Genomic DNA, 26,037 nt, shown 5'->3' with positions numbered 1-26,037 from the left:
TTATATCATTATGGCAAAGAAAGATCCAACAGATTTGACAGTTGAAGAGAAATTGAAAACCCTCTTCCTGCTTCAGACTACTTTGAGTCAGATAGACGAAAAGCGTGCTTTAAGAGGTGAACTTCCATTGGAAGTAAAAGACTTGGAAGACGAAATCGAAGGTCTTCATACTCATGAAGAGAAAATCGGAAGAGAAATTGAAGATTTCCGTCGTGCCGTTATTCAGAAGAAAGGCGAAATAGAGGATGCTGAAGCAAGTGTTGAGCGTTATAAAATGCAGCTTGATACTGTTGCTAATAACCGAGAATATGATACTCTTACAAAGGAAATCGAATTCCAAACTTTGGAAATAGAACTTTGTAATAAGAAAATTAAAGAGGCTCAGTTTAAGGTAGAAGATAAAACTGCAGAGTTAGAGAAAACTCGTCGTAAAATTGAGGATCGTACTTCTGCTCTCGAGAGCAAACAGGCTGAGCTTGATGACATTATGCAGGAAACTCGTGAGGAAGAAGAGCTCTTAAAAGAGAAGGCTGCAGAATTAGAAAAGAAGATAGAACCAAGATTGTTGACTAGTTTCAAGCGTATTCGTAAGGGTGCTCGTAATGGTTTGGGTATCGTGTATGTACAGCGTGATGCATGTGGTGGTTGCTTCAATAAGATTCCACCTCAGCGCCAGCTAGATATTAAGATGCATAAGAAAATCATTGTTTGTGAGTACTGTGGTCGTATTCTTATTGATCCTGAATTGGCAGGTGTAAAGGTAGCAGCTCCAGGTTTGGAAGAAAAGCCTAAGCGTAAGCGTGTTATTCGTAAGAAAAAAGCTGACGACGAAGAGGCAGAATAATTATATAATGTAACCATGGGAAAATTAATTGTAAATAGCTATGATGAGTTTGCCTCTTATTTAGGCAAGGAACTCGGTACGTCAGAGTGGTTGAAGGTAGATCAAGAGCGTATTAATGCTTTTGCTGATGCAACACTCGATCATCAATGGATTCATGTTGATGTTGATCGTGCTAAGGTGGAGAGTCCTTATAAGAGTACTATAGCTCATGGATATCTTACTTTGTCATTACTTCCTTATTTCTGGAATCAGATTATCGAAGTTAATAACCTCACAATGATGGTAAATTATGGTATGGATAAGATGCGTTTCGGTATCCCTGTGCCAGTAGGAAGTAAGTTGCGCCTTGTGACTAAGTTGGCAAGTATAGAGAATCTTCGTGGTATCTGTAAGGCTACCATAGACTTCCAGATGGAAGTGGAGGGTCAAAGAAAACCAGCATTAAAGGGTGAGGCTACTTTCCTCTATTATTTTAAATAAATGAGTGTTCTAAGATATTCTAAAACAAGAGTGACTTAGATAAAAATAGTTAAGGTTCCTTTGCTAATGCATAGGAACCTTAATTGCTTCTTTTAAGATGTTGTGAACATTTTGAATTTACAAATTGAGCAGCCACAATGCTGCTGTAACAAGAATAAATACGAATAGAATTTTTTGTTTTTTCATGTGAAGTTTTCTGGTTTATGCTAATCGCAAATATAATTTGTATTTCTCGGTTACAAAATTAGTCAAAATGTTACAGAGTTGCAAGTATTTATAACGAAAATCTATCTTTGTTTATTAAAAAAAATATTTTTAGGCGATTTTGCTTTTATTTTCATACAAGACACCTCTTTATTTAAAGAAAGTTCTTAGCATAGTGATTGATGCCATTTGGATATATATGTGCAGCCAACTAAAATGCTGGTTAGACACCATGAAATAGGATAGCATAACATAAGATGTCCAAACCCTGGCCATATTGGACATATGAAGGTTATCCATGTTAAACGGAGCAAGCATGTTCCTATGATTGTAAGCAAGGCTGGTGTGAGTGAATATCCAAATCCTCTCATAGATGATGCAGGTATGTCATAACATGCAGCTATCGATTGGAATATTAAAACATAGTCCATTCGTAATTTGGCATATTTTATCACGTTTCCATCTGTCGTGAATAGATTCAATACTGAATCTGCAAATGTAATGAAGAGCATGTTGGCGATAAAGCATACTAAAGCTCCATTTATAAAGCATATCCAAAATATGTGTTTGCATCTATCGTACTTTGCTGCTCCGTAGTTCTGTCCTGTAAAAGTAACAGCAGCTCCGCTAAAAGCTAACATCAGGTAATAACAATAACTGTCAAATGTCTGAGATATAGATGCTCCAGCTATTGCTGCAGAACCGTAACTATTAATAGCAGTTTGGACAAATACGTTGCTGAATGAGAATACCATTCCTTGTAAACCTGCTGGTATACCTATCTTTAGAATGTGTTTTAATTCCGTTGTATAGATTTTTGGCTGGCTGGGATGTAATCGAAAAGCTCCGTTCTCATGGAGTAAAAGCCATATTATTGCTGCAGCGCTAAAAGCATTGGCAATGCCGGTAGCAATGGCAACGCCAGCTACATTCATCTTAAACACGATTACTAAAATAAGGTTGAGAATTGTATTCAAGACGCCTGCTGCTAATAGAATGTAGAGAGGCCGTCGGGTATCGCCCTTGCTCCTTAAAATGGCAGCTCCAAAATTGTATGTCATGAAGAATGGTGCACTAAGAAAATAAATTCTAAGATAGGTCGTTGCTGCATGAATAATATTTCTTGGTGTACCCATAGCCTTTAGTATTGGATCAGATAATAGTAAACCGAGGGCAAGAAGAATGGTACCACTGATAAGTGCTAGACTATATGTGGTACTTATTGCGTGTTTTATTTTGGTATCGTCATGTTGTCCTATATGATTAGCTAATATGACATTAGCTCCTATAGATATACCTATAAATAGATTTATCATCAGATTGATGATAAATGTATTAGCTCCAACGGCAGCTAAAGCTTCGCTGTTAGCAAATCGTCCAACGACAGCAACGTCTACTGTATTGAATAGTTGTTGTAGAATGCTGCTTGCTGCAAATGGAATTGCAAACTTAATAATTTTTCCCAATAAAGGGCCGTGTAGCATATCGATTTGATTAGCTTTCTGATTCATATTTTGAGATTAGTTGTTCAGGATGTATGACCATTTTACTTATAATAGTAAATTTTAATTGTAATCATCCCTTATTGCTTGTCTGTATATTGTTAATAATCTTATTTGGCTGCAAAGTTACATCTTTTAGGTGGATTACCTTTTGAACGAAAAGTAATTGCCTTATTATATGGTAGTAGGCTTGATGTATGTCAATTTGTTTATCTCTATAAAAAATAAAAAGCGCTCTTGCATTTCCATTTTTATATGTACCTTTGTAATTTCTCATGAAAATTAAAAATATGAAGAAAGGACTTGTATTAGAAGGAGGTGCGCTTCGTGGATTATTTTCTGCAGGTGTCATGGATGTCTTGATGGAGCAGAAAATAGAGTTTGATGGTGTTGTTGGTGTTTCAGCTGGAGCCTGTTTTGGCTGTAATATTATATCACGTCAACCTGGGCGTGTGATACGGTATAACAAAAAACTAGCTCATGATTGGAGATATGCTTCTCTTCGATCTTGGTTTCTAACTGGTGATTATTTTGGTGGCGAATTTGACTACCATTATATGCCAGAATATATTGATGTTTTTGATGTGAAAACTTTCCAGGAAAATAAAACGGAATTTTGGATAGTTTGCACGGATGTAGAAACTGGTGAACCTGTTTATCAAAAGATAGATAAAGTTGATTATGAAAGTCTAGAATATATTCGTGCTTCGGCATCTATGCCCTTGGCTTCGAAGATTGTGAATATCAATAATCGAAAATTTCTCGATGGGGGAGTTGCTGATTCGATACCATTACGTTTTTTTCAGCAAAAGGGTTTTCAACAGAATGTGGTGGTACTTACCCAACCTGAAGGGTTTATTAAACAGAAAAATAAGTTAATGCCACTGATGAAGATAGTGCTCCGTAAATATCCAAGATTTATTGATGCGATGGCTCGGCGTCATGAAATGTATAATTTTGAGTTAGATTATCTTGCTGTAGAAGAGAAAAAAGGTAATATTTTAGTGATGAGACCGGCAAATAAATTGGCCATTGGACATATATCGCATGATCCAGAAGAAATGCAGATAACGTATGAGCTGGGTAGAAGAGTGGCAGAAAATCGATTAGATGATATTATTAGCTTTATGGTATAATATGTTAAGAGAATAGTTGGACTATTCTCTTTTTTTAGTTTATGCTTTTTCATAGAACCAACTAAAACTTTGTCATTAGAATTATTAATTAATTTATACCTGCTAAAACTTTTTATTGTCAAAGATACAACTTTTAATTGCTGATTATATGCGATATCTAGTTGTCTTTTTCAAATGTAATCCTCCAATTACTTTAATTATTCTTTGTATTTTATCGGCATTCTACTAAAAAGCTGCCATATAAGCAAGATGGATAACTAAAATAACTTTTTGTGACTGAAAATTATAGCTATTTATGACAAATCAATAAATCATAATATAATGAATTGATAAATAGTTTTTTGGGGGTGATTGTATTTCGATTCTTGTAATACCATAATAATAGCTAGAGTTGGTCTTAAATCTTGCTTCTTGTTTATTCGTGAGTTTAAAAATATTGAAATTAATAAATGATAAATATATATAACTATAAATCATCAATAGTTATATTTATATATTGTTAAATGTAAAATCTATCTGTTGTAGTGTTTATTAATGATGTATTTAAATATAGAACAATCATTAATAATATATTCATAAGCGATTAATAGATAATGCATTAAGATATTAATGTTTTTATTATTAGTATATTAATGAGAAATATTCTTTTTATAAATCAACTTATTGTATAATGTATAATCTATAAATAGTGAGTGATATATGGATTTTGAAATAAATCTATTAGTAATTAATGTTTAAAATAGTGTAGGATAATCATTTTCTTTGTTTTGGTATTGTTACCGCATCTTTTCTCCTGGTTTTGTTAGTGTATTATTAATGGAGGAGGGTTTCCTTAGTGGTTTTATTCTAGAAGCTGTAAATAATGCTTTCAGAGAGGTTGTTTTAATAAAATGTTAGCAGAGTATGTTTCTCTATTATTTATAGTCTGTAATGGCTTTAAAATGCTCTTTGTTGCTAAAAGAAGTGCTCTTTGTAGTATCATAAATCTTAGCTTACGAGTATTAAATGGCTAGAGTTAATACTTTACGTCTATATTATATTCGTTTTTTGGAGGGATGCTTTCAATTCTTGTTTCACTTTCTTTATTCTACAGAAATAGTATTAGTTAATTGAAAACTTTAATTCTTTCTTTTAAATTCATTCCTGTATATAATGTTAAATATTTTCATATTTTGGGATCTCTTTTAGAAATATATATTTTTGGTTTTTATAATCTATTTTGCAAATATAGTGTTGAATGCCATTTGATACAATTAAATAATCAACATGTAATAGCATATTGTATACAGTAATTTGATCAAATACCTTTTGTGTAATTTTTATGTGTGGTGCTTTATATTCGATAATCATTTGAGGATGTAAGTTCTTGTCATACAGTACACTGTCTGCTCTTACGTTTTTGTCACCTATTTTAAGATTAACCTCATTAGCCATAAGAGATTGTGGATAATTCAGTTTTTCAATTAGATAATGTATAAAATGTTGCCTTACCCATTCTTCAGGAGTAATGGAAACATATTTTTTTCGTAGAATATCAAAAATGGTAGGCTTCTCTATAGTGCCTGATAATTTTGTTTTAAATGGGGGAAGGTTTAATGAAATCATTTTGCTAACTTTGCATTTGTTCATGCAAAGATAGTAATTTTATCTTTCTTAAATCAAGGTTATGGTAGAAAAGAAATCTGAAGTGAGTTATGGATCTCTTATGAAGGATCTAAAGGCTCGGAATTTCTCGCCAATATATATATTAGAAGGTGATGAAAGTTTTTATATTGATAAAATTTCAAATTACATTGTAGATAACGTTCTGCAGCCCGATCAAAGAGATTTTAATCAGACAATAGTTTTCGGTTCTGATGTTACTGCAGCTCAAATTGTAGATATTGCATCGAGATATCCTATAATGGCTGAATATCAGGTTGTTATCGTGAAAGAATCGCAAAATCTAAAAAATTTGGATATTTTAGAGAAATATTTCCAAAAACCAGCTAAAAGTACGATTTTGGTATTTTGTCACAAGAACGGTACTATAGATAAAAGGAAAAAAGTCTATGCGATAGCTCAGGCTAATGGTGGTGTAATTTTTGAAAGTAAAAAGTTGCGTGATAGGGAGCTTCCTGGTTTTATAGAAACTTATTTAAAAGAACGAAAAGCTACCATTGAAGCTAAGGCTTCGATGATGATTGTTGATCACGTGGGTGCAGATTTGAGTCGATTAACCTCAGAGTTGGATAAGGTCCTAATCTCTCTTCCTGAAAATGATAGACGAGTAACACCTGAAATTGTAGAAAAGGAAATTGGAGTTAGTAAAGATTTTAATGGATTTGAATTGAGAAATGCAATAATCAATAGAGATGTTTTTAAAGTAAATCAGATAGTAAAATACTTTGACAGTAACCCAAAGGCTGGTTCTATGTACTCTTTTCTCCCTTTGCTCTTTTCTTATTTCGAAAATTTGATGGTAGCATACTATGCTCCACAAAAACAAGATCCTGATGCTCTTGCAAATTTCTTGGATTTGAGAAATGGATGGGCAGCTCGTGATTATATTACAGGAATGAAGAACTATTCTGGTATGAAAGTAATGCAGATTGTAGATAAGATGAGAGAGGTCGACGCAAAGAGTAAAGGTATTAAAAATCCAAATACAGATGCGGGAGAATTAATGAAAGAATTGGTCTTTTTTATTCTTCATTAATCTGTGAGATAAATGGGAATTTCATATTAATTATTGGATATGTTTTTTTTGATGGTAGCTTTCTCTTTCCAAGAATAGTTTTAGAAGTTTTCTAGTTCTAGGCTCTATTTAACATGTGTTAGCAGTTAAATAGAGCCTTTTTTATATTAATATAGGTGTTTTCTTTTAAATAATAGAATATTTTTGGGGCAAATTAGCTTTGTTTAAAGCTAGATTGCGTTCTTTTTAGATGTTTAAAATCTGCAATAAAGTGTTGATATATAGTAAGTTATGTTGTTTTTGGCGTGCTAAAATTCTCGTATTTTTTAGAATTGTATAGTACTGTGGTGAATTTTAGAAAAAAAAGGATTTTCATTATTTTTAGTTCGATTTGATTTACTGTTAACAATTTATTACATTTAATTTCTTGAATCTTTATTTGTGTGATTTATATAAATAAAATCGATTTTACTTGTTTATAGGTATGATTTATAAAACTAAAGAAGATATTTAATTTGTTGATTAAAATTATAAAATATAAAACCTTAATAATTCAAAATTTAAACCTATAATTATACAATTTGAATAATATTCATATAAGTATCAGAAAATCAGATACTTACATGTGCAGCTTTTTTCTTTTTACTTATGTAAATCATATTTTTTAGGGGTAAATCATCAATATGTCTACATATTGGTTATTCTTCTTATAATATAACTGAGGAATAGTCAGTATTTTATGTTTTTTTTCTAAATATTTGCTTTGCAGGGTATTACATACCTGTATTTACATTTATAAATCTAAAAGATCGAAATACACTTTGCTAATTATGTTATTTATGAATTTAAAGATTATAAATCTTAATTTATAATTCAAAATATTTAATTTACATATTGTATATTTCGAAAAAATATTTTATCTTTGTAAAATCTTTAAGCGAGAAGTATTTTTCGCCATTAATACAAAAAACTACTGTAATTATGAAAGATCGAATCAAGCAATTGATGGAAAGTCAGCATATGACTCAACAGAGTTTTGCAGCTTATATAGATATCTCTGCAGCATCACTAAGTAATATTTTTGGTGGTCGTACAAAGCCAACCCTTAATACAGTTGAAGCTATTCAGAAAAAGTTCCCTACCATTAATTTGGCATGGCTTATGTTTGGTCAGGGAGAAATGTTTCAAAATGAAGCTTCAGAGGTAGCTCCTACCCTTATTGAGCAAAACGGTGATCAAGTAGATAATGAAGTAAGCGATGATTCTGGTTTACTATCTTCCATGCAATTTGACACACCTGATACACATTGTGTACAAAATACACCCAAAATACATAATCATATTGTGGTAAAAGATGTTGACAAACCTAAACGAAGAGTTGCTACGATTACTGTATTTTATGATGATGGAACATTCGATACGTTTGTACCTAAAAAATAATTTTTGTATCTTTGCATAAACATATTGCAAAGAGCAAAAATGAAAAAGTTTATTTTAGACCTTCAAGTAATCTCGGTAGAAGCTTTGAGTGATAAACATGTACTTATCAAGTTAACAGATTTAAAGCCTTTACCAGAGATTATTCCTGGACAATTTCTAGAGGTGCGAATAGATCATTCGCCTGCGACGTTCCTTCGTCGTCCAATTTCAATTAATTTCGTAGATCGTGACAATAACCAATTATGGCTTTTGGTAGCTATTGTTGGTGATGGTACTCGACAGTTGGCAAAGTTGAAAGCCGGTGATACCCTCAATTGTGTAATGCCATTAGGTAATGGCTTCACTCTTCCTATAGAAACAGGCAAAAAGTTTTTGCTTGTTGGTGGTGGTGTAGGTGTTGCTCCTTTACTATATTTTGGTAAGGTAATTAGAGATATGGGGTGTGAACCAGTTTTCCTTCTTGGAGCACGTTCTGCCAAAGATTTGCTTGAGCTTGAATTGTTCAAGCAATATGGACGTGTATATGTAACTACAGAGGATGGAAGTTTGGGTGAGAAAGGTTTTGTTACTAATCACAGTATTCTTGAGAATGAGTCTTTTGATCAGATTTCTACTTGTGGTCCTGGTCCAATGATGGTTAGTGTAGCTCGTTTCGCTAATAAAGCTGGCATTGAGTGTGAGGCTTCTTTAGAAAATAAAATGGCTTGTGGTGTAGGTGCTTGTTTATGTTGTGTTGAAAATACAACAGAAGGAAATCTTCGTGTTTGTCAAGATGGACCTGTATTTAATATAAAGAAATTACTATGGCAGCTTTAAATGTAAAAATAAATGACTTAAAACTTAAAAACCCTGTAATGACAGCATCTGGTACCTTTGGTTATGGGCTTGAATATGCTGATTTTGTGCCTTTAGAAGAAATAGGTGGTATTATAGTTAAAGGTACCACTTTGCTTCCTCGTCAAGGTAACGACTATCCTCGTATGGCAGAAACAGCTCAGGGTATGCTTAATTGTGTGGGGTTACAGAATAAAGGTGTAGATTACTTCATTAATCATATTTATCCTCAAATTAAGGATATAGACACAAATATGATCGTCAATGTAAGTGGTAGTTCTCCAGAAAATTATGCAGCGTGTGCTGAAAAATTAGACGCACTTGATGGTATACCAGCTATAGAAGTTAATATTAGTTGTCCTAATGTAAAGAATGGTGGAATGGCTTTTGGTACAAGTGTAAGAGGTGCTTCAAGTATTGTTAAAGCTGTTCGCGAAGTGTATCATAAAACTATGATAGTGAAGCTTTCTCCTAATGTTACTGATATTGCTGAGATTGCACGTGCATGTGAATCTGAAGGTGCTGATAGTGTTTCTCTTATTAATACATTGATGGGCATGGCTGTGGATATAGAGAAGCGTAAGCCTCTTCTCAGTATTCGCACTGGTGGATTAAGTGGACCAGCTGTTAAGCCTGTAGCACTTAGAATGGTTTATGATGTAGCTCATGCTGTTAAAATCCCTGTTGTTGGTTTAGGTGGTATTTGCACAGCTCAGGATGCTATTGAATTTTTGATGTGTGGTGCAACTGCTATTGAAGTTGGAACTGCTAATTTCCTGGATCCAGCAGTAACTAAGAAAATCAAAGATGGTATAAGTGATTGGCTTGATGCACATGGATGTAAATCAGTTGAGGAGATTATTGGGGCTATTGACTAATACAGTTCATAAAACATAGTGTAAAGTCACTCGACTCTTTGGAAACAAGAGTTGAGTGACTTTTTAAGTTCGAAAATTTTCTTACTGGGCTGATATGTAGATTTTTATAGCAATTATATTAGATGTTGGTATTTATATGATACACAAATCTATAAATACAAATATTAATGAATGTAGTAATAAACTGATTAATTAATCCTAAATAGATAAATTGTGATTATATCCTATTCTTAAAGTATAATAGAGTAGGGTTTTATGGGCTATTATGTAGGTACTATTTAGTTTATAGAATCTGTTAATGACGTAAATATTGAACAAAGCATAAGTAGAATGCTCTCTGTATTTTTTTAAAGATATAGATTTTTGATTGGTCTATTATAAATGAAATGGTATTTCATTTTGGAAACTTTTTTAAGAAGATAAAGTTCTAGAAGAACAGTATATAAACTGGATACAAGTTAAGGGGATATAACCAAATAGTAGAAGATTTGTGGTGTGTATACGTTTTCTCTATACAGTTTTTATAAGTACAAATATGCATATTATATTATAAGCGCTTTATTAGAATAAGAAGGCCATAAAAATTTGAGGGTAACTTAAAAGCTACCCTCAACCAACACAAAAACTAAACTAGACTTAACTACTAAATAAAGAGGCTTTCACAAGTACCTTCATTTATTATATAGTGCAAAGGTACAAAAAATCTCAATACGAACTACTATAATTCGTATAAATTTTCTTGTACTCTTATTTTTTTAGATTTTTGTAGTCTTATTCAGTAAATAATTATCAAGAATGACCATAGCGGCCATAGCTTCCACGATAGGGACAGCTCTAGGGAGTACACATGGATCATGTCTACCTCTTACATCCAATGATGTTGCTTCTCCGTGGATATCTACCGTATTTTGAGGATGAAGTAGAGTTGCAACAGGTTTAAATGCCACTCTAAAATAGATATCTTGTCCGTTACTTATTCCTCCTTGTATGCCTCCACTGTTATTGGTGCAAGTCGTAACTTTATCAGCAAGGTTCTTGAGTACAATATTTTTTCGAGGAATAAATTCATCGTTAACTTCACTTCCCCGGGCAGAAGCTCCATCAAATCCGTTGCCGTATTCGAATCCTTTTACAGCATTAATTCCAAGCATTGCAGCTCCTAACTGAGCGTGAAGTTTACCAAATTCAGGTTCACCAAGACCAACAGGACAGCCTTTGATAACGCAAGTTATAGTTCCGCCAATAGTATCGCCTTCTTTTTTGATTTGAGCGATGAGGTCTTCCATATCCTTGGCTTTTTCCTGGTCTGGGCATCTTACAATATTATCTTCTATAGTAGATAAGTCGTATTTGTGGTAATCTTTATCCAGAGCGATTGTACCCACTTGTGAGGTATAGGCTTGAATAGAAATATTTAATTGCTTTAGAGCGAGTTTAGCTAAAGCACCTCCTACACATCTTGCAATGGTAATTCGTGCAGAAGAGCGGCCACCGCCACGGTGGTCTCTTATACCATATTTATTATAATAGGTGAAATCTGCATGAGAGGGTCTAAAGACTTCGCGCATATTATCATAGTCTTTAGAGTGTTGATTAGTATTACGCACTTCGAAAGCAATGGGGGTACCTGTTGATTTACCCTCAAATATGCCACTTAAAAATTCGACTTGGTCGGGTTCTTTTCTGTCTGTCGTAATTTTGCTTTGTCCTGGTTTTCGTCTTTTCAGTTCATTCTGAATAAACTCTAAATCGATGTCTATGCCGGCAGGGAAGCCGTCAACTATACCACCTACAGCAGTACCATGACTTTCGCCAAATGAAGTCAGAGTGAAAATATTTCCAAAAGTATTCCTCATGATCTTTACCTCTTATAATATACGATATAAAAAGCAGAGCTATATTGGCTCTGCTTGTCTTTTTTAGTAATTATTTGCCACAATCGCAGCTACCATCGCCACAGTTGCAGCCACCGTCACCGCAATTTCCGTCGCAATTGCCGCCACAACCACTACAGCCACCTTCGCCACTCATCATTGAAGCCCACTTAGCCATTTCTTCTACGGTTGCTTCATGAGTTTCTACAACTTCGCCTTTGAAGCTAAGTTGTTTGCCAGCCAAAGGATGGTTCATGTCAATCTTTACTTTCTCGTCAGTGATGTTGAGAACACGACCATAAAAAATTTTACCGTCGCCACTGCGTAATGGAAGTACAGCGTCTACTTTGACATTCTCATCATCGAACTTACCATCACGAGAGAAAATTTCTTTCTCCAGTTCGAGCACATAGTTCTCGTCTCTCTCACCGTAAGCCTCTGTTGGACTAAGAGTGAATTCAAACTTGTCGCCTGTATTCAAGTCAAGTACCTGTTTTTCGAATGCCTCGAGAGCTATGCCCATACCTGTGATGAAATTGAAGTTCTTGTCTTCAGTAGTCTTCTCTACCAGTTCTTGTTTGCCGTTTGTAGTATCATACAAGGTGTAAGATATGGCAAAGAATTTGTTCTTCTTTTCGTTCATTTTAACTTTATATAATGTTATTGGGTGCAAAGGTACTAATAAAAAGTGGATTTCTGAAGTCTTCAGCTCGAATTGTGATAGAATGATTATGATTTTGCTATCTGTATCTTACAATCTATTACATAATTTGCGTTCAAATTTCAAAATGAAACTTAAAAGTTTGATTTAGGTCAAGAAAAACGGCTGTTTGCGATAACAGAGTAACGATTTGTTTGTTGGCTAAGATATAATTGCTATCTTTGCATTGTCAAAAGGAAAAAGATTACATCGAAAGATGTTTCCTATAACTAGGAGAAATCTATTTTTTAAGACAATTAGGATAATAATTTTAGGTTTAACAAAAGTGAAGCTTGGTTACTTCACGAAAAAGATTGAAAGGTAAAAAGATTATGAAAAAGATGATTTTATTAGCAGTAGCTTTGTTCAGTATGACAGCAACTTTTGCAGCAGATGAAAATACAACAGCTGCAACAGCAGTAGAAGCTTACAACTTGACCAATGTCAATATGGAGAGTCTTTCTAAAGCTCTTTCATTGAACATTCATCAGGAAGATGCCATCAAGGATATTCACAAGAATTTTAGTGCAGATCTTATGGATGCAGCAGCAGCTTCTAATAATTCAGATCGTAAGGAAATCATTGACAAGGCTATCAAGAATGATTTGAAGTACGTTCGTTCAGTTCTTACAGATTCTCAGTATCGTAAGTATCTTGTTCTTTTAAACACCACCCTTAACAACCGTGGTATCAACAAGTAACAGTTAAGATATTATTTCTATTCGCTATAAAAAGTCGTGAATCTGTTCATCAGGTTTGCGGCTTTTTTGTATGTGGATAGTATTATCACTATTCATTGGTATCTGCTTACTTAATTATAAGTATTTTTTATCGCAAACCTTTTCTTGTAAAACCATAATTTTTAGGTATTGCATGTTATTTAAAAAGCCTTTATCTTTGCAACTGTAAATCATAAGTTATTTCATTCATTTAAAATTTATCGAAAACCAAATGAAAAAGACAGTTGTAATATATGGTTCCACAACAGGAACATTGCAAGCTATCGCTGAGAATATTGCAGAGAAGCTAGGTGTAGAAGCTATTGATGTAGCTAATCTTGACTCGCAGGTTATTGCGGATCATGATAATCTTTTATTAGGTACTTCTACTTGGGGTGCAGGTGAACTGCAGGATGACTGGTATGATGGTGTGAACACTTTAAAAGATACTGGTTTAGCTGGAAAAACGGTTGCACTCTTTGGTACAGGCGATAGCGAGAGTTATCCAGATACTTTTAATGGAGCATTGAAAGAACTTTATGATGCAGTACAGGCTGCTGGTGCAAATGTTCTTGAAGGTGTATCTGCAGACGATTATACGTTTGATGATTCTGAAGCAGTGGTAGATGGAAAGTTTGTTGGTCTTGCACTTGATGATGTAAATGAAAGTGACAAAACGGAAGAGCGTATAGAATCTTGGCTTCAGGCAATTAAACCTAGTTTATAAATTTGAAGCAATAAAAGTGAATTTCTAATAGAAAGAATTCTCATCCATTTTTATATATACTATTTTTATATCTCTCACATCTTAAAGTTAGAATAGCATGCCACAGACAACCTTGATGCCAACCGATATGAAAGTTTTGATGAATCATATTTACGAATATCAAAAAGGAGTTCGTAGGATGGTACTCTTCACTTTCAATCAAAAATATGAAACATTTGCAGTAAAGCGTTTGCAAAGTCTTCATATTGATTATCTTATTCAGCCAGTAGGTAATGATCGGTTAAATCTGTATTTTGGCCGTCAAGAGTGTCTGGATGCTATTCGACTTATCGTGACAAAGCCTCTAAGTAAACTTACTCCTGAAGAAGATTTTATATTAGGTGCGATGTTGGGATATGACATTTGTGTGCAATGTGAGCGCTATTGTCAGCGTAAAGAAAAATGCCGCGAGTGCAAAAATGCACAATAACTGTATAGAAACGAGAATGTGATAAACTTTCAAATCTTGTTCGCTAAAATAAAATTCATAATGTTTTTGTATAATAAAGTAGAAGGAATGTCGTGAGACACTCCTTTTATTGTTTGTACACCCAGTAATATTTTGTGACTATATGTGTTTTACTTTATTTTCATGTAAACAAAAAAGCAGTCTCCATTTTTAGGATAACTGCTTTTTATTTGATCTTAAAACACTTAAATATATGCAATTGATATATCCTATGGGGTATTTCGATTTATCTTTCTGTATAATTGGTATATCTGAAAGCTGGTATACCAAGAGCCATTACAGCTTGGATATGATCAGTTACACCCATAATTTCTTCAAGTTTCTTCTGGTCACCATTGGTATATGCATTAAGTACATAGCCTAGATAAACTTGACTGATGCCTAATGCCTGAGCCATTAGTGAACTATTCTGATAAGCCAATTGGCAGTCTCGTATACCCATATCATGGTTACTTGTGAATACGAGGATTGCAGAACATCCGCGTAGAATTGTATCTCTGCCTCTTGTAGCCGATTTAACTAGACCTTCGAGCATGGCTGCATTATAGTAACCTTCGTTTGCGTTGTTTTCAGCTTTCATTTTAGCAGCCATTTCTAGGAAGGTATCCATAACATACTGCTTTACTTGGAGCAGTTGATCTGCATCTTTGAGCAAGGTAATTTTTACCTGTCGGTTGTTAACAGCAGTAGGGGCATAGTAGCCAGCTTCTATAATCTGTTCGAAAGCACTGTCTTGAATTGTTCTGTCTGTGAACGTTCGGTTAGATCTTCGAGCATGCAGCAAATTCATTAACTGCTCAGGTGTTGGCATATCCTTATAATCTATCTTATGTACCTTTTCATAAGGAATATTGCTATGCTCAATAGAGTGGGTAGGACATACGTCTACACAGTGGCCACAATCGATACAACGCTCTGGTTTGAAAACACGTATGGGAGTCTTCTTTTCGCGTTGCATGAAAATATGAGGAGGACAAACTTGAGTACACTTGCCACACATGATACAAGTGTCCGTATTGATATTAATTTCTGCCATTGTTTTTCCTAAATACTGTTCTTGATTTGTTTCGGGGTGCAAAGATACAATATTATTTGCACATTTGCAAAGAAAGTGGGCAAAAAAATCCCTGACTATCCGAAGAAAGCCAGGGAATATATATTGAACTAAATAATAATCTACCAGATTACTTCTTGTTCAAAGCCAAGTCTACAGCTACAGCGATAGAAACAGTAGCACCCACCATAGGGTTGTTACCGATACCCAAGAAGCCCATCATCTCTACGTGAGCAGGAACTGATGATGAACCTGCGAACTGAGCATCAGAGTGCATACGACCCATAGTATCAGTCATACCATAAGAAGCAGGACCTGCAGCCATGTTATCTGGGTGAAGAGTACGACCTGTACCACCACCTGAAGCTACAGAGAAGTATGGCTTACCAGCCTGAATACGCTCCTTCTTGTAAGTACCAGCTACTGGATGCTGGAAACGAGTAGGGTTAGTAGAGTTACCAGTGATAGATACATCAACGTTCTCTTTCCAAAGGATAGCAACACCCTCACGAACATCATCTGCACCATAGCAACGTACCTTTAGGCGGCTAGGATCTGTACCATAAGCCTTTTCCTGTACGATGTTAAGTTCAGACTTGAAATAATCGAACTTAGTCTGTACATAGGTAAAGCCATTAATACGGCTGATAATCTGAGCAGCATCTTTACCAAGACCGTTCAAGATAACGCGAAGTGGGTTCTTACGAACTTTGTTTGCCATTTCTGCGATTTTGATAGCACCCTCAGCTGCAGCAAAACTCTCATGACCAGCCAAGAATGCGAAACACTCAGTCTCATCACGGAGCAAACGAGCTGCCAAGTTACCATGGCCGATACCTACCTTGCGGTCGTCAGCTACAGAACCTGGGATACAGAAGCTCTGCAAACCGATACCGATGTATTCTGCAGCTTCAGCAGCAGACTTAGCACCTTTCTTGATAGCGATAGCAGCACCACATACATATGCCCATTTAGCGTTCTCAAAACAAATACGCTGTGTATCTTCACACATCTGATATGGATCGATACCAGCTTTTTCACAAATCTCGTTGGCTTCTTCAATACTGTTGATGCCGTTCTCCTTCAGAGCTGCAAGAACTTGGTTAATACGACGTTCCTGACTCTCAAAACTTACTTCTCTAATCATAATATCGTATTTCCTTATTCTTTACGTGGATCAATAACTTTAGCAACACCCTGTTCCTTCTTGGTACGACCGTATGTGCCAGTGAACTTCTTAACAGCCTCATTAGCATCCATTCCGTTCTTGATAGCTTCCATCATCTTGCCGAGGTGTACATACTCGTAACCACAGATTTCGTTATTCTCATCGAGGAAGTTCTTGGTGATGTAACCTTCAGTCAACTCGAGGTAACGAGAACCTTTAGCTACAGTACCGTATGTTGTACCTGTCTGGCTGCGAAGACCCTTACCAAGATCCTCAAGACCAGCACCGATTGCCAAACCGCCCTCAGAGAAAGCACTCTGTGTACGACCGTAAACAATCTGAAGGAACAACTCGCGCATAGCTGTGTTAATAGCATCGCAAACCAAGTCTGTATTCAAAGCTTCGAGGATAGTCTTGCCAGGAAGAATCTCAGAAGCCATAGCAGCTGAGTGAGTCATACCTGTACAACCAGTTGTCTCTACGAGGCACTCCTGAATTACACCATCCTTAACGTTAAGAGACAATTTGCAAGTACCCTGCTGTGGAGCACACCAGCCGATACCATGAGTATAGCCAGAAATGTCCTTAATCTCTTTAGCCTGAATCCATTTACCCTCTTCAGGGATTGGAGCTGGACCATGATTTGCGCCTTTAGCAACGCTACACATGTTCTTAATTTCAGTTGAATAAATCATGTTACTAAAATTAAATTTTAAATGTTTATTTATAATAAATAGTATTTCTTAATTCTCGCTTTCGCTCGAAAATAATTTCTTGTTCTCTTGGGGACTTCCCTAAGGCTTATAAGTTAGCCACGTGCAAAATTACCTTTTTTTCGTGGATTGGGCAAGAAAATCGATAGAAAACATGCTATTTGGATTAAATCCAGATAATGAATGATGTCTACTTGATTTTATCGTATTTTACTTCTTAAGTGATTGCTAAATATAGGGAGGTGGTAATGTCTGGGTATGTTTCTAACTGCTTTTAAGTCTGTAGGTGGATATACAAATATAATAAAAAGCAAGAATATTGCTATCTTTTAACCTCTTTATCTAGGGAAAATAAACGTTACCTATTAGTATATATTCTTTCTCGAATACGCTTTTTTGCAAGTGATTTGTTAGAGCATAGTTTTTGGGTGTAAAGGGGGAGAGTTGTTCTAATCTAAATTGAAGTTTAATGAATAAGATTTTATACTTTTAGGTGTCATTTGATGACATATTAGAATTTTGAATTTATAAATATGTTATAACTTGTTGAATATCTGTGTGTTGTGTTTGTACTATAATAAGCGTATTCCACTCAAGGTTTACAATTCCTGAATAAATCATGATTCTTATAGCATGTTTTTGTAATTATAATAATCTTATGGCTATTCTGCTAGAAGTAGACCATATTCAATTTGTCTTGTCTCGACGTCTCTATTTTGAAAAAACAGTGCTTTTAAAGTTCGCTTTATTTGTAAAATGCTTATCTTTGCATAATATTAGAAGTGACTGATATTCTATTCCCTAAAAGTGAATATTTGTACTTCGTTAGATTATAATATGAGGTAATATAAAAAGGTTTTAAGAACACCAAAAAATATGAAGAAAATTAAGTTATTTGTAATTACAGTTTTAACAGCACTTACTTTTGTGTCTTGTGGGACAACTTCAACTGTTCCTTTGACTGGACGTCAACATCGAATTTCTGTATCTGATGAGTATATTTTGTCTCTTTCTAATCAGGAATATAAGCAATATATGGCAAAGGCAAAAAAGTCTACCGATGTAGCTAATACAGCTCTTGTTCAGCGAGTTGGTAAGAATTTGGCCAATGCGGTAGTTAGTTATCTCAAGAGTAATGGATATGCCAATGAAGTGAATAATTTTGCATGGGAGTTTAATCTTGTTGCAGACAAAAGTGCTAATGCATTCTGTATGCCTGGTGGTAAAATCGTAGTTTATGAAGGTTTGTTACCTTATACACAGAATGAGACAAGTTTGGCAATCGTTCTTGGTCACGAAATCGCTCATGCAGTAGCTAAGCATAGTGCAGAGCAAATAACCAAACAGAAAAATCAGCAAATGGGTACTTCAATTGTGGGTAATATTCTGAATCAAACTATTGGTGGTAATGTTGGTAATATTGCTGCGGGTGTAGCTGGTCAGTATTTCTCTTTTAAAAATCTGAAATATAGTCGAGAAAATGAGCTTGAAGCCGACAATATGGGCCTCATTTTTGCGGCTATGGCTGGTTATGATCCAGAGCAAGCTATTCCTTTTTGGAAACGTATGAGTTCGGCAGGCGGTAATACGAATGAACTTTTGAGTGATCACCCAAGTGATGCAACTCGTATCAGTGCTCTTCAGAAGGCTATGCCTACAGCATTGAAGTATTATAAGCCAAGAACAACAACTTCTAAGAAAACGACTGAAAGGGCTGTCAAAAAGTCTGCCAATAAAAGGAAGTAAATATTTTTAGGTTAATATAGTTAATCCCTGTTTCTTTCAAAAGATGAAAGCAACAGGGATTTTTTTTGATATTAAGTTATGTATCTGTATTATCTGTGAATTAACTATTTTTGAAGAGCTCTTTAATTCCGCCTATGCTACCCATAAGATTGCTGGCTTCATAAGGTAGGAATACGGTCTTTGTCTTGTCACCATCAGCCACATCCTGCAACATTTGGATATATTTTTGGGCAAGCAGATAGTTAGCTGGATTAGTGCTTTTTCCTACCGCCTCTGTAATTCTGTTGATGGCTACAGCTTCAGCTTCAGCTTTGCGTATACGAGCCTGAGCCTGTCCTTCTGCGCGAAGAATAGCCTGCTGCTTATCAGCTTCGGCCTGATTGATACGAGCAGCTTTTTCACCTTCAGACTTTAGAATCTGGCTTTGTTTTTCACCCTCGCTGGTAAGAATGGCTGCACGTTTGTTACGTTCAGCTTGCATCTGCTTCTCCATAGCGTTTAACACGCTCTCTGGTGGAATAATATCCTGAAGCTCTACACGGTTCACTTTAATACCCCATTTGTTAGTAGCATCATCGAGCACACCACGAAGTTTACTATTAATAGTATCACGGCTCGTCAGCGTTTGGTCGAGTTCCATTTCACCGATAATATTACGAAGTGTAGTCTGTGTAAGCTTTTCGATAGCGTTTGGTAGATTACTTATTTCGTAAACAGCCTTAAATGGATCTACAATCTGAAAATAGAGCAGAGCGTTAATTTGCATCTGAATGTTATCCTTAGTAATAACATTTTGACGGTCGAAATCGTACACCTGTTCACGTAAATCTATGGTGTCGGTGTAAGAATAGCGACCACGATTGATGGTAACAATTTCTTTGGCGCGATCTACGAACGGAATAATGATGTTGATACCCGGTTTAAGGGTTGCAAAATACTTGCCGAGGCGCTCGATAATTTTAGTCTCTGATTGCGGTATAATGACTACTGCCATTTTGACGAAAATGAGCACTAATACCACAATTGCAACAAGCACATAAGTAGCTATGTCCATAATCTTGAAATTTTAAAAAGTTTATAATTTGTATACTATATATTCTTAATTTTTCTAACGGTCATTATAATTGATTCGCGTTCCACGATTTCTACTTTTTCGCCTAAGGCAATGTCTGCGTCGTCGATAGATTTTGATTTCCATTGGTCTCCATCTACCTGTATGTAGCCATAGCCGTTAGCAGGAATAGTCTCGACTACTTTACCTATTTTTCCTATCAGTGCGTCGGCATTACTGTTACGTATATCTGCTCCTTTGTGTATGAGGTCAACCAATTTTGGGCGGATAAGCCAAATGCTCAGAACAGACATGACTGCCCATACCATAATTTGTACCCAAAGAGGCAGATGTGCTAAAGCTGGACAAACGGTTAGCAATGCACCGACAGCAAAGCATGTAATATAAAAATCGCCCGAACAAAGTTCAAGAATTAGGCATACGGCTGTGATAATCAGCCAAAAAAGCCATAGATTATTGGAAATATATTCGATCATACAGGGTTATAATTAGGGTTTATTATTAGTTGTATATCTATTCTTAGGTGTAAAGATATAAAAAAAATGATAAAGTTGAAAATTTTTCGTGCTTTTTTCGAAAAAAGTGGTACTTTTGCATTAAATAGTATTAAGATGAAAATAGCAATTATTGCGGGCGCACGCCCTAATTTTATCAAGGTAGCTCCAATATTAAGAGCCGTACAAAACTGCAAGAATGAGCGTTTGAATGTAAAACTTGTGTATACAGGTTCAGCAGACGATAAAACATTAGAAGATTCGCTTTTTGATGATTTGCAGATAGCTCGTCCGGATGTGTTTCTTGGAGTAGATTGTGAGAATCTGAACGAACTTACAGGTAAAGTCATGTCGGCATTTGAGCAGTATCTTCATGAATTTCCTACTGATGCTGTCATTGTTGTAGACGATTTGGCTTCTACTATGGCCGTTTCTATAGTTACAAAGAAAAGAGGTATATTATTAGCTCATATAGCAGCGGGTACCCGTAGCTTTGATATAACTATGCCTAAAGAGATTAACCGCTTAGTTATTGATGGTCTAAGTGATATTCTCTTTACTGCTGGCCTTAGCAATAACTCTATAGCTAATAAAGAGGGTGCGGAGTTGAGTAAGGTTTATATGGTGGGTAACATTCTTATTGATAATATCCGCTTTTTGCAAGCCTTTATGCATCGTTCTCAGTTGATGGAGGATATGCAGTTGCAGGATAAGCAGTATCTTGTATTTACGTTGAATCGCAAGGCTATTATCGAGAATCACGAGAAATTGTTTGCTATGCTTGAAGCTGTTGTCAATAATGCTGGCCATCTGCCGGTTATAGCTCCATTGCGTGATTTAGCAAAAGAGATAGTTGAATCTATTGCTGCAGAAAAGCAATTAGATATGTCACATTTTCATATTGTAGAGCCTCAGGGGTATCTCGACTTCAGTTATCTTACAGCTCATGCAAAGGGCATTATTACCGATAGTGGCAATGTGGCAGAGGAAGCTACTTTTAACCAAGTGCCTTGTATTACGCTTAATGATTATACAGAGCACATTGAAACTGTTAAGGTTGGTACTAATGTCCTTGTGGGTGAGGATGCAAATCTACTGGCTTCTTCTTTGAAAGATATTTTGGCAGACCGTTGGAAAAAGGCTGATATCCCTGAGCGTTGGGATGGACGAACAGCAGAACGTATTTTGCAGATTTTACTTGATGCGTAGCTGCATCTTAAAAGGTTACTAGCCCGTTGAATTACATTTGATAAAACATGAATTTGAAAACGATAAATATTGCGAATTAATTTTAGATAGTGCTGCAAGAAACTGATAAATATAAATTTTTGACTGAGGCTCCAGTAAATGGCGTAATTCTTAAAATGGCCATTCCTACTATTATGTCGATGCTTGTTACGAGCCTTTATAATATGGTGGATACCTATTTCGTGGGGCGGCTGGATACGCAGTCTACTGCAGCTGTTGGTATTGTTTTCTCGTTCATGTTTTTTATCCAATCGTTTGGTTTTTTCTTTGGTCATGGATCTGGCAATTATATTTCTCGAGAATTAGGAGCTAAGCATCATGCCAAAGCCGAGAAAATGGCGAGTATTGGTTTCTTTTCGTCTTTTCTTTTTGGTTGTATCATTCTTTTTTATGGTGAAATATTACTCAAGCCTTTGAGTTTGCTGTTAGGAAGCACACCAACGATTTTACCATATACTGAGCGCTATTTGTGGATTATTCTTCTCGGAACGCCATTTTTAACATCATCGCTTACTCTAAACTGTCAAATGCGGCTTCAGGGTTATGCTAATAAAAGTATGCAGGGAATGGTGTTGGGTGCTCTACTTAACTGTATACTCGATCCTCTTTTTATCTTCACATTTAATATGGGTTTATCTGGAGCAGCCATAGCAACGGTTGTCGGCCAAATTGTAAGTTTTGGTATCCTGCTAGCTATGACTCGCCAGGATGGAATAATAGGTATACGATGGTCAAATTTTAAGCCTACATGGATAGCGATGAAGGAAATATTCTATGGTGGCAGTCCTTCTTTGTCGCGACAAGGGCTAGGGTGTTTTGCCACAGTAGCGCTTAATTATACTGCAGGAATATATGGCGATGCTGCCATAGCTGCTATGAGTATAGTTAATCGTATTACCATGTTTGTCATGTCTATTGTGGTAGGTTTAGGACAAGGTTTTCAGCCTGTATGTGGATTCTGTTATGGTGCAAGGCTTTTCGACCGATTAAAGCAGGCCTATTGGTTTGTTGTTAAGGTGGGTACCATATTTTTGATAGTTATGGGATTGATAGGCATCTATTATAGTCATGAAATAGTGAGTTTGTTTCGTGATGATGCTGCTGTTGTCGCTATAGGAGCTCCAGCTCTGGTATGGCAGCTTGTTGCTTATCCGCTTAATGCGCTTTCTATGGCAAGTAATATGATGACTCAAACATGTCGTAAACCATGGCGTGCAAATATTCTAGCTGCAGCACGTAAAGGCCTTTTCTTTGTTCCACTTATCCTTATACTTCCTTATTTCTTTGGGTTAAAAGGAGTTGAGATGTGTCAGGCCTGGAGTGATATACTTGCTTTTATTCTTACTGTTCCTGTTATGATTTATACTTTCAAGCAATTGGATAGCGAGTTTAAAGAGGAAAACGGTGATATTCATTATAGTAATGAAGTTTTAGAATAATAATAATAAAGTTAGTACGTTTAATATTAAAGCCTTTTGGTGAAGAATTTGATTTAAACATTAGAAAAATAGATAGTATTAGACATCTACTATTTAAATAATTATTGTATAAAAAAGGAGATCTTTATTATGGAAACAACCTTGTATATCAAAAATATGGTCTGTCCGCGTTGTAAAATGGCAGTAGATCAAGTGTTACGTGATATGCAACTTCATCCTAAATCAGTTGATTTAGGTGAAGTACACATCGAAGAGGAACTATCTGAAGAAACTCTCATCGATTTGCAAAAACGTTTGGAGAGTATTGGTTTTGAACTGCTAAATGATAAGAAAAAGCAGACTATTAATCATATTAAGTCAGCTATTATTCAATTAGTACATTATAAGTATAATAATTCCACATTAAATTTAAGTGACTTTGTAGCACGTGAATGTCATAGTGATTATAGTGCCCTTAGTAAATTATTTAGTGAAGTAGTAGGTATTACTATCGAGCGTTATTACATCGAGCAGAGAGTTGAACGTGTAAAGGAACTAATAAAATATGATGAACTTTCCCTCACAGAAATCGCTCTTCTGTTGAAATATTCTAGTGTAGCCTATCTGAGTACTCAGTTTAAAAGTGTGACAGGAATGACGCCTTCACAATTTAAAGCTTTGAAAGTGAATAAGCGTATAGATTTGGATAAAATAGGAGAATGAACAAAAAGCAAAATATGTTTTTTGTATTATCATATTGTAACTAAAAAAGCTGCCAGAACTATATTCTGGCAGCTTTTTGTTTATGGTTTATTCTCGCATTAAGATAATCCCTCTATGATACCATTAACTACATCAATTTTTTCAGCCTGTGGATGTTTTGGCAATCCTGGCATACGCATGATGGTACCAGCAATTGCTACAATCATTTCCGCACCTGCATTAATGACAAGATCTCTGATGGTTATACTGAAATTTTTAGGCATACCATATGCTTTGGCGTCTTCTGAGAAGGAGTATTGTGTCTTGGCAATACATACAGGGAACTTATCATATCCAAGAGCTTTAATACGTTCCAACTGGCGCTTGGCTGCAGGTTTCAGTATGATTCCGTCAGCACCATAAATCTTTTTGGCTACCTTGGTAATTTTATTTTCGATACTGTCTTCGTCACCATACATCAGAGCGAGAGGGGAAGAAGGAGCCTTCTCTATGGTATCAACTACCAATTGGGCTAGCTCTTCGGCACCCTTACCACCATCAGTAAAAGCCGTGTTAACAGCGCAGCCTACACCAATCTCGCGGCAGTGCTCACGAACCATTTCGATTTCTTCTTTTGTGTCAGATGCAAAATAGTTATAGCAGATTACTAAATTTTGGCCAAACTTACGCATGTTCTCCACGTGCTTGTCCATGTTAGCAAATCCACGCTTTAGGCCTTCCATATTTGGCTCTTTGATATTTTTAATATCAACACCACCATGCATCTTTAGTGTTTGTGCAGAAACCACCATAACGGTAAGTTTTGGTTGAAGACGAGCTTTACGGCACTTAATGTCAAAGAACTTTTCTGCTCCCAAGTCAGCTCCGAATCCGGCTTCCGTGATACAATAATCGCCTAAGGTCATAGCTAATTTGGTAGCTAGTACAGAGTTACATCCATGAGCGATATTAGCAAATGGACCACCATGAATAAAAGCTGGCGTATTTTCAGTGGTTTGTACTAGATTAGGGTGAATGGCATCGTGCAGCAGAGCTACGATGGCACCACCTGCATTCATATCCTTAACAGTAAAAGGTTCTCCTTCGAGAGTGATTCCAAGAAGGATGTTGTCAATGCGTCTGCGAAGATCTTCCTCACTGGTAGCAAGACAGAAAATGGCCATAATCTCTGATGCTGGTGTAATATCGAAACCTGTTTTCTGGGTAATGCCATCTGTTGCACCACCAAGACCGGTAACAACACCTCTCAAGTTACGGTCATTAACATCAAGTACGCGTTTCCATAAAATTTCACGCATACCAAAACCTTCATCGCGATGCTGATAGATATAATTGTCGAGCAAGGCAGCAATCATATTGTTGGCCGATGTGATAGCGTGAAAGTCGCCTGTAAAGTGGAGATTGATTTTCTCCATAGGTAATACTTGAGCATATCCACCACCAGCTGCACCACCTTTCATTCCAAAGCAAGGACCAAGTGATGGTTCGCGAAGTGCTAAAATGGCCTTCTTACCGATGCGTTGCATACCAAGAGCCAAACCAACGCTTACCGTAGTTTTTCCTGCACCTGCCTTGGTTGGAGTCATTGCGGTTACTAAAATTAAGTTTGAGCGCTTAACCTTTTCCTCGTCGATAAGTGTGTAAGGTACTTTTGTGATGTACTTACCATAAGGCTCAAGATGTTCGGTTGGAATACCTAGTTGCTCTGCAATAGAAACAATAGGTTCCATGTGGGCTTCATGAGCAATTTCAAAATCTGTCTTCATTCAAAAACAAATAGTTATGTTGGTTTTTTATTCTTTTTTCATTTGCAAAGGTACGTATATTCTAAATAATATGAAAATAATTAGACTAGAATAGCTAAATAAAGTTGTGAAA

General features: G+C 35.8%; 24 protein-coding genes. 14 read left to right on the top strand and 10 right to left on the bottom strand.

The genetic code is table 11. The annotated features are described in order from the left end of the window. The first annotated feature begins 10 nt into the window (after positions 1-10). Positions 11-844: a zinc ribbon domain-containing protein gene (locus L6469_RS05490; protein ID WP_006281841.1), complete on the top strand. Its 834-nt coding sequence runs from the start codon at positions 11-13 to the stop codon at positions 842-844. Positions 845-859: 15 nt separating this feature from the next. Next, a complete protein-coding gene (locus L6469_RS05485; protein ID WP_027452927.1) occupies positions 860-1,324 on the top strand; it encodes a MaoC family dehydratase in 465 nt (154 codons plus the stop codon). Between the two features lie 371 nt (positions 1,325-1,695). Here the strand turns inward: L6469_RS05485 and L6469_RS05480 are convergent, their stop codons facing one another. Next, on the bottom strand, positions 1,696-3,039 hold the full coding sequence (locus tag L6469_RS05480) for an MATE family efflux transporter (RefSeq protein ID WP_051214612.1): 1,344 nt from the start codon (positions 3,037-3,039) through the stop codon (positions 1,696-1,698). 281 nt (positions 3,040-3,320) lie between these two features. On the opposite strand from L6469_RS05480, the gene L6469_RS05475 reads away from it, so the two are divergent. Further along, complete coding sequence (locus tag L6469_RS05475; protein WP_027452926.1) at positions 3,321-4,166, top strand: patatin family protein; 846 nt, start codon at positions 3,321-3,323, stop codon at positions 4,164-4,166. Between the two features lie 1,155 nt (positions 4,167-5,321). On the opposite strand, the gene L6469_RS05470 is transcribed toward L6469_RS05475, so the two are convergent. Then, a complete protein-coding gene (locus L6469_RS05470) occupies positions 5,322-5,771 on the bottom strand; it encodes a type I restriction enzyme HsdR N-terminal domain-containing protein (RefSeq protein WP_039871099.1) in 450 nt (149 codons plus the stop codon). A 61-nt stretch (positions 5,772-5,832) separates the two neighbouring features. Between L6469_RS05470 and holA the strand changes: the two genes are divergently transcribed. From holA to L6469_RS05450, 4 genes are all read left to right on the top strand, one after another. Next, positions 5,833-6,864, top strand: coding sequence for a DNA polymerase III subunit delta (holA, locus tag L6469_RS05465; protein ID WP_006283352.1), 1,032 nt, complete (start codon positions 5,833-5,835; stop codon positions 6,862-6,864). 960 nt (positions 6,865-7,824) lie between these two features. Next, on the top strand, positions 7,825-8,283 hold the full coding sequence (locus L6469_RS05460) for a helix-turn-helix domain-containing protein (protein ID WP_006283353.1): 459 nt from the start codon (positions 7,825-7,827) through the stop codon (positions 8,281-8,283). A 39-nt stretch (positions 8,284-8,322) separates the two neighbouring features. Then, on the top strand, positions 8,323-9,099 hold the full coding sequence (locus tag L6469_RS05455) for a dihydroorotate dehydrogenase electron transfer subunit (protein WP_006283354.1): 777 nt from the start codon (positions 8,323-8,325) through the stop codon (positions 9,097-9,099). Next, positions 9,087-9,995: a dihydroorotate dehydrogenase gene (locus tag L6469_RS05450; protein WP_006283355.1), complete on the top strand. Its 909-nt coding sequence runs from the start codon at positions 9,087-9,089 to the stop codon at positions 9,993-9,995. The genes L6469_RS05455 and L6469_RS05450 overlap by 13 nt, the downstream gene beginning before the upstream one ends. Before the next feature lie 755 nt (positions 9,996-10,750). On the opposite strand, the gene aroC is transcribed toward L6469_RS05450, so the two are convergent. Further along, a complete protein-coding gene (gene aroC, locus L6469_RS05445) occupies positions 10,751-11,851 on the bottom strand; it encodes a chorismate synthase (protein ID WP_006283356.1) in 1,101 nt (366 codons plus the stop codon). A gap of 70 nt (positions 11,852-11,921) precedes the next feature. After that, a complete protein-coding gene (locus L6469_RS05440) occupies positions 11,922-12,512 on the bottom strand; it encodes an FKBP-type peptidyl-prolyl cis-trans isomerase (RefSeq protein ID WP_006283357.1) in 591 nt (196 codons plus the stop codon). A 389-nt stretch (positions 12,513-12,901) separates the two neighbouring features. Here L6469_RS05440 and L6469_RS05435 point away from each other — a divergent pair, with 389 nt between their 5' ends. From L6469_RS05435 to L6469_RS05425, 3 genes are all read left to right on the top strand, one after another. Beyond that, entirely contained in the window at positions 12,902-13,270 is a 369-nt protein-coding gene (locus tag L6469_RS05435) for a hypothetical protein (protein WP_039871114.1), read from the top strand. A gap of 250 nt (positions 13,271-13,520) precedes the next feature. Continuing rightward, on the top strand, positions 13,521-14,015 hold the full coding sequence (gene fldA / locus L6469_RS05430; protein ID WP_006283359.1) for a flavodoxin FldA: 495 nt from the start codon (positions 13,521-13,523) through the stop codon (positions 14,013-14,015). A 97-nt stretch (positions 14,016-14,112) separates the two neighbouring features. Next, on the top strand, positions 14,113-14,484 hold the full coding sequence (locus tag L6469_RS05425; protein WP_006283360.1) for a DUF2023 family protein: 372 nt from the start codon (positions 14,113-14,115) through the stop codon (positions 14,482-14,484). A 265-nt stretch (positions 14,485-14,749) separates the two neighbouring features. Here the strand turns inward: L6469_RS05425 and L6469_RS05420 are convergent, their stop codons facing one another. From L6469_RS05420 to L6469_RS05410, 3 genes are all read right to left on the bottom strand, one after another. Beyond that, positions 14,750-15,559, bottom strand: a complete 810-nt coding sequence (locus L6469_RS05420) for a nitroreductase family protein (protein ID WP_006283361.1) — start codon at positions 15,557-15,559, stop codon at positions 14,750-14,752. A gap of 148 nt (positions 15,560-15,707) precedes the next feature. Then, positions 15,708-16,724, bottom strand: a complete 1,017-nt coding sequence (locus tag L6469_RS05415) for a GGGtGRT protein (protein ID WP_006283362.1) — start codon at positions 16,722-16,724, stop codon at positions 15,708-15,710. 14 nt (positions 16,725-16,738) lie between these two features. Continuing rightward, entirely contained in the window at positions 16,739-17,440 is a 702-nt protein-coding gene (locus L6469_RS05410) for an iron-sulfur cluster assembly scaffold protein (protein WP_027452918.1), read from the bottom strand. Positions 17,441-18,334: 894 nt separating this feature from the next. Here L6469_RS05410 and L6469_RS05405 point away from each other — a divergent pair. Next, positions 18,335-19,204, top strand: coding sequence for a M48 family metallopeptidase (locus tag L6469_RS05405; RefSeq protein WP_006283364.1), 870 nt, complete (start codon positions 18,335-18,337; stop codon positions 19,202-19,204). Between the two features lie 100 nt (positions 19,205-19,304). Here L6469_RS05405 and L6469_RS05400 read toward each other — a convergent pair whose 3' ends face one another. Continuing rightward, a complete protein-coding gene (locus tag L6469_RS05400) occupies positions 19,305-20,258 on the bottom strand; it encodes an SPFH domain-containing protein (protein ID WP_006283365.1) in 954 nt (317 codons plus the stop codon). Between the two features lie 35 nt (positions 20,259-20,293). Continuing rightward, a complete protein-coding gene (locus L6469_RS05395) occupies positions 20,294-20,752 on the bottom strand; it encodes an NfeD family protein (RefSeq protein WP_006283366.1) in 459 nt (152 codons plus the stop codon). 135 nt (positions 20,753-20,887) lie between these two features. On the opposite strand from L6469_RS05395, the gene L6469_RS05390 reads away from it, so the two are divergent. The 3 genes from L6469_RS05390 to L6469_RS05380 all read left to right on the top strand — a co-directional run bounded on the left by L6469_RS05390 (position 20,888) and on the right by L6469_RS05380 (position 24,159). Further along, positions 20,888-21,979 carry a UDP-N-acetyl glucosamine 2-epimerase gene (locus L6469_RS05390; protein WP_027452916.1) on the top strand — a complete coding sequence of 364 codons (1,092 nt, stop codon included), beginning with the start codon at positions 20,888-20,890 and terminating at the stop codon, positions 21,977-21,979. A gap of 92 nt (positions 21,980-22,071) precedes the next feature. After that, positions 22,072-23,457 carry an MATE family efflux transporter gene (locus L6469_RS05385; RefSeq protein ID WP_050787960.1) on the top strand — a complete coding sequence of 462 codons (1,386 nt, stop codon included), beginning with the start codon at positions 22,072-22,074 and terminating at the stop codon, positions 23,455-23,457. A 129-nt stretch (positions 23,458-23,586) separates the two neighbouring features. Continuing rightward, on the top strand, positions 23,587-24,159 hold the full coding sequence (locus tag L6469_RS05380; protein WP_006283369.1) for a helix-turn-helix transcriptional regulator: 573 nt from the start codon (positions 23,587-23,589) through the stop codon (positions 24,157-24,159). Between the two features lie 98 nt (positions 24,160-24,257). On the opposite strand, the gene L6469_RS05375 is transcribed toward L6469_RS05380, so the two are convergent. Next, complete coding sequence (locus L6469_RS05375) at positions 24,258-25,925, bottom strand: formate--tetrahydrofolate ligase (protein ID WP_006283370.1); 1,668 nt, start codon at positions 25,923-25,925, stop codon at positions 24,258-24,260. Between the last annotated feature and the right edge of the window lie 112 nt (positions 25,926-26,037).

This window comes from Segatella baroniae B14 (assembly GCF_022024235.1).
Lineage (GTDB): Bacteria > Bacteroidota > Bacteroidia > Bacteroidales > Bacteroidaceae > Prevotella > Prevotella bryantii.
This window is presented reverse-complemented; position numbering and strand designations above follow the sequence as displayed.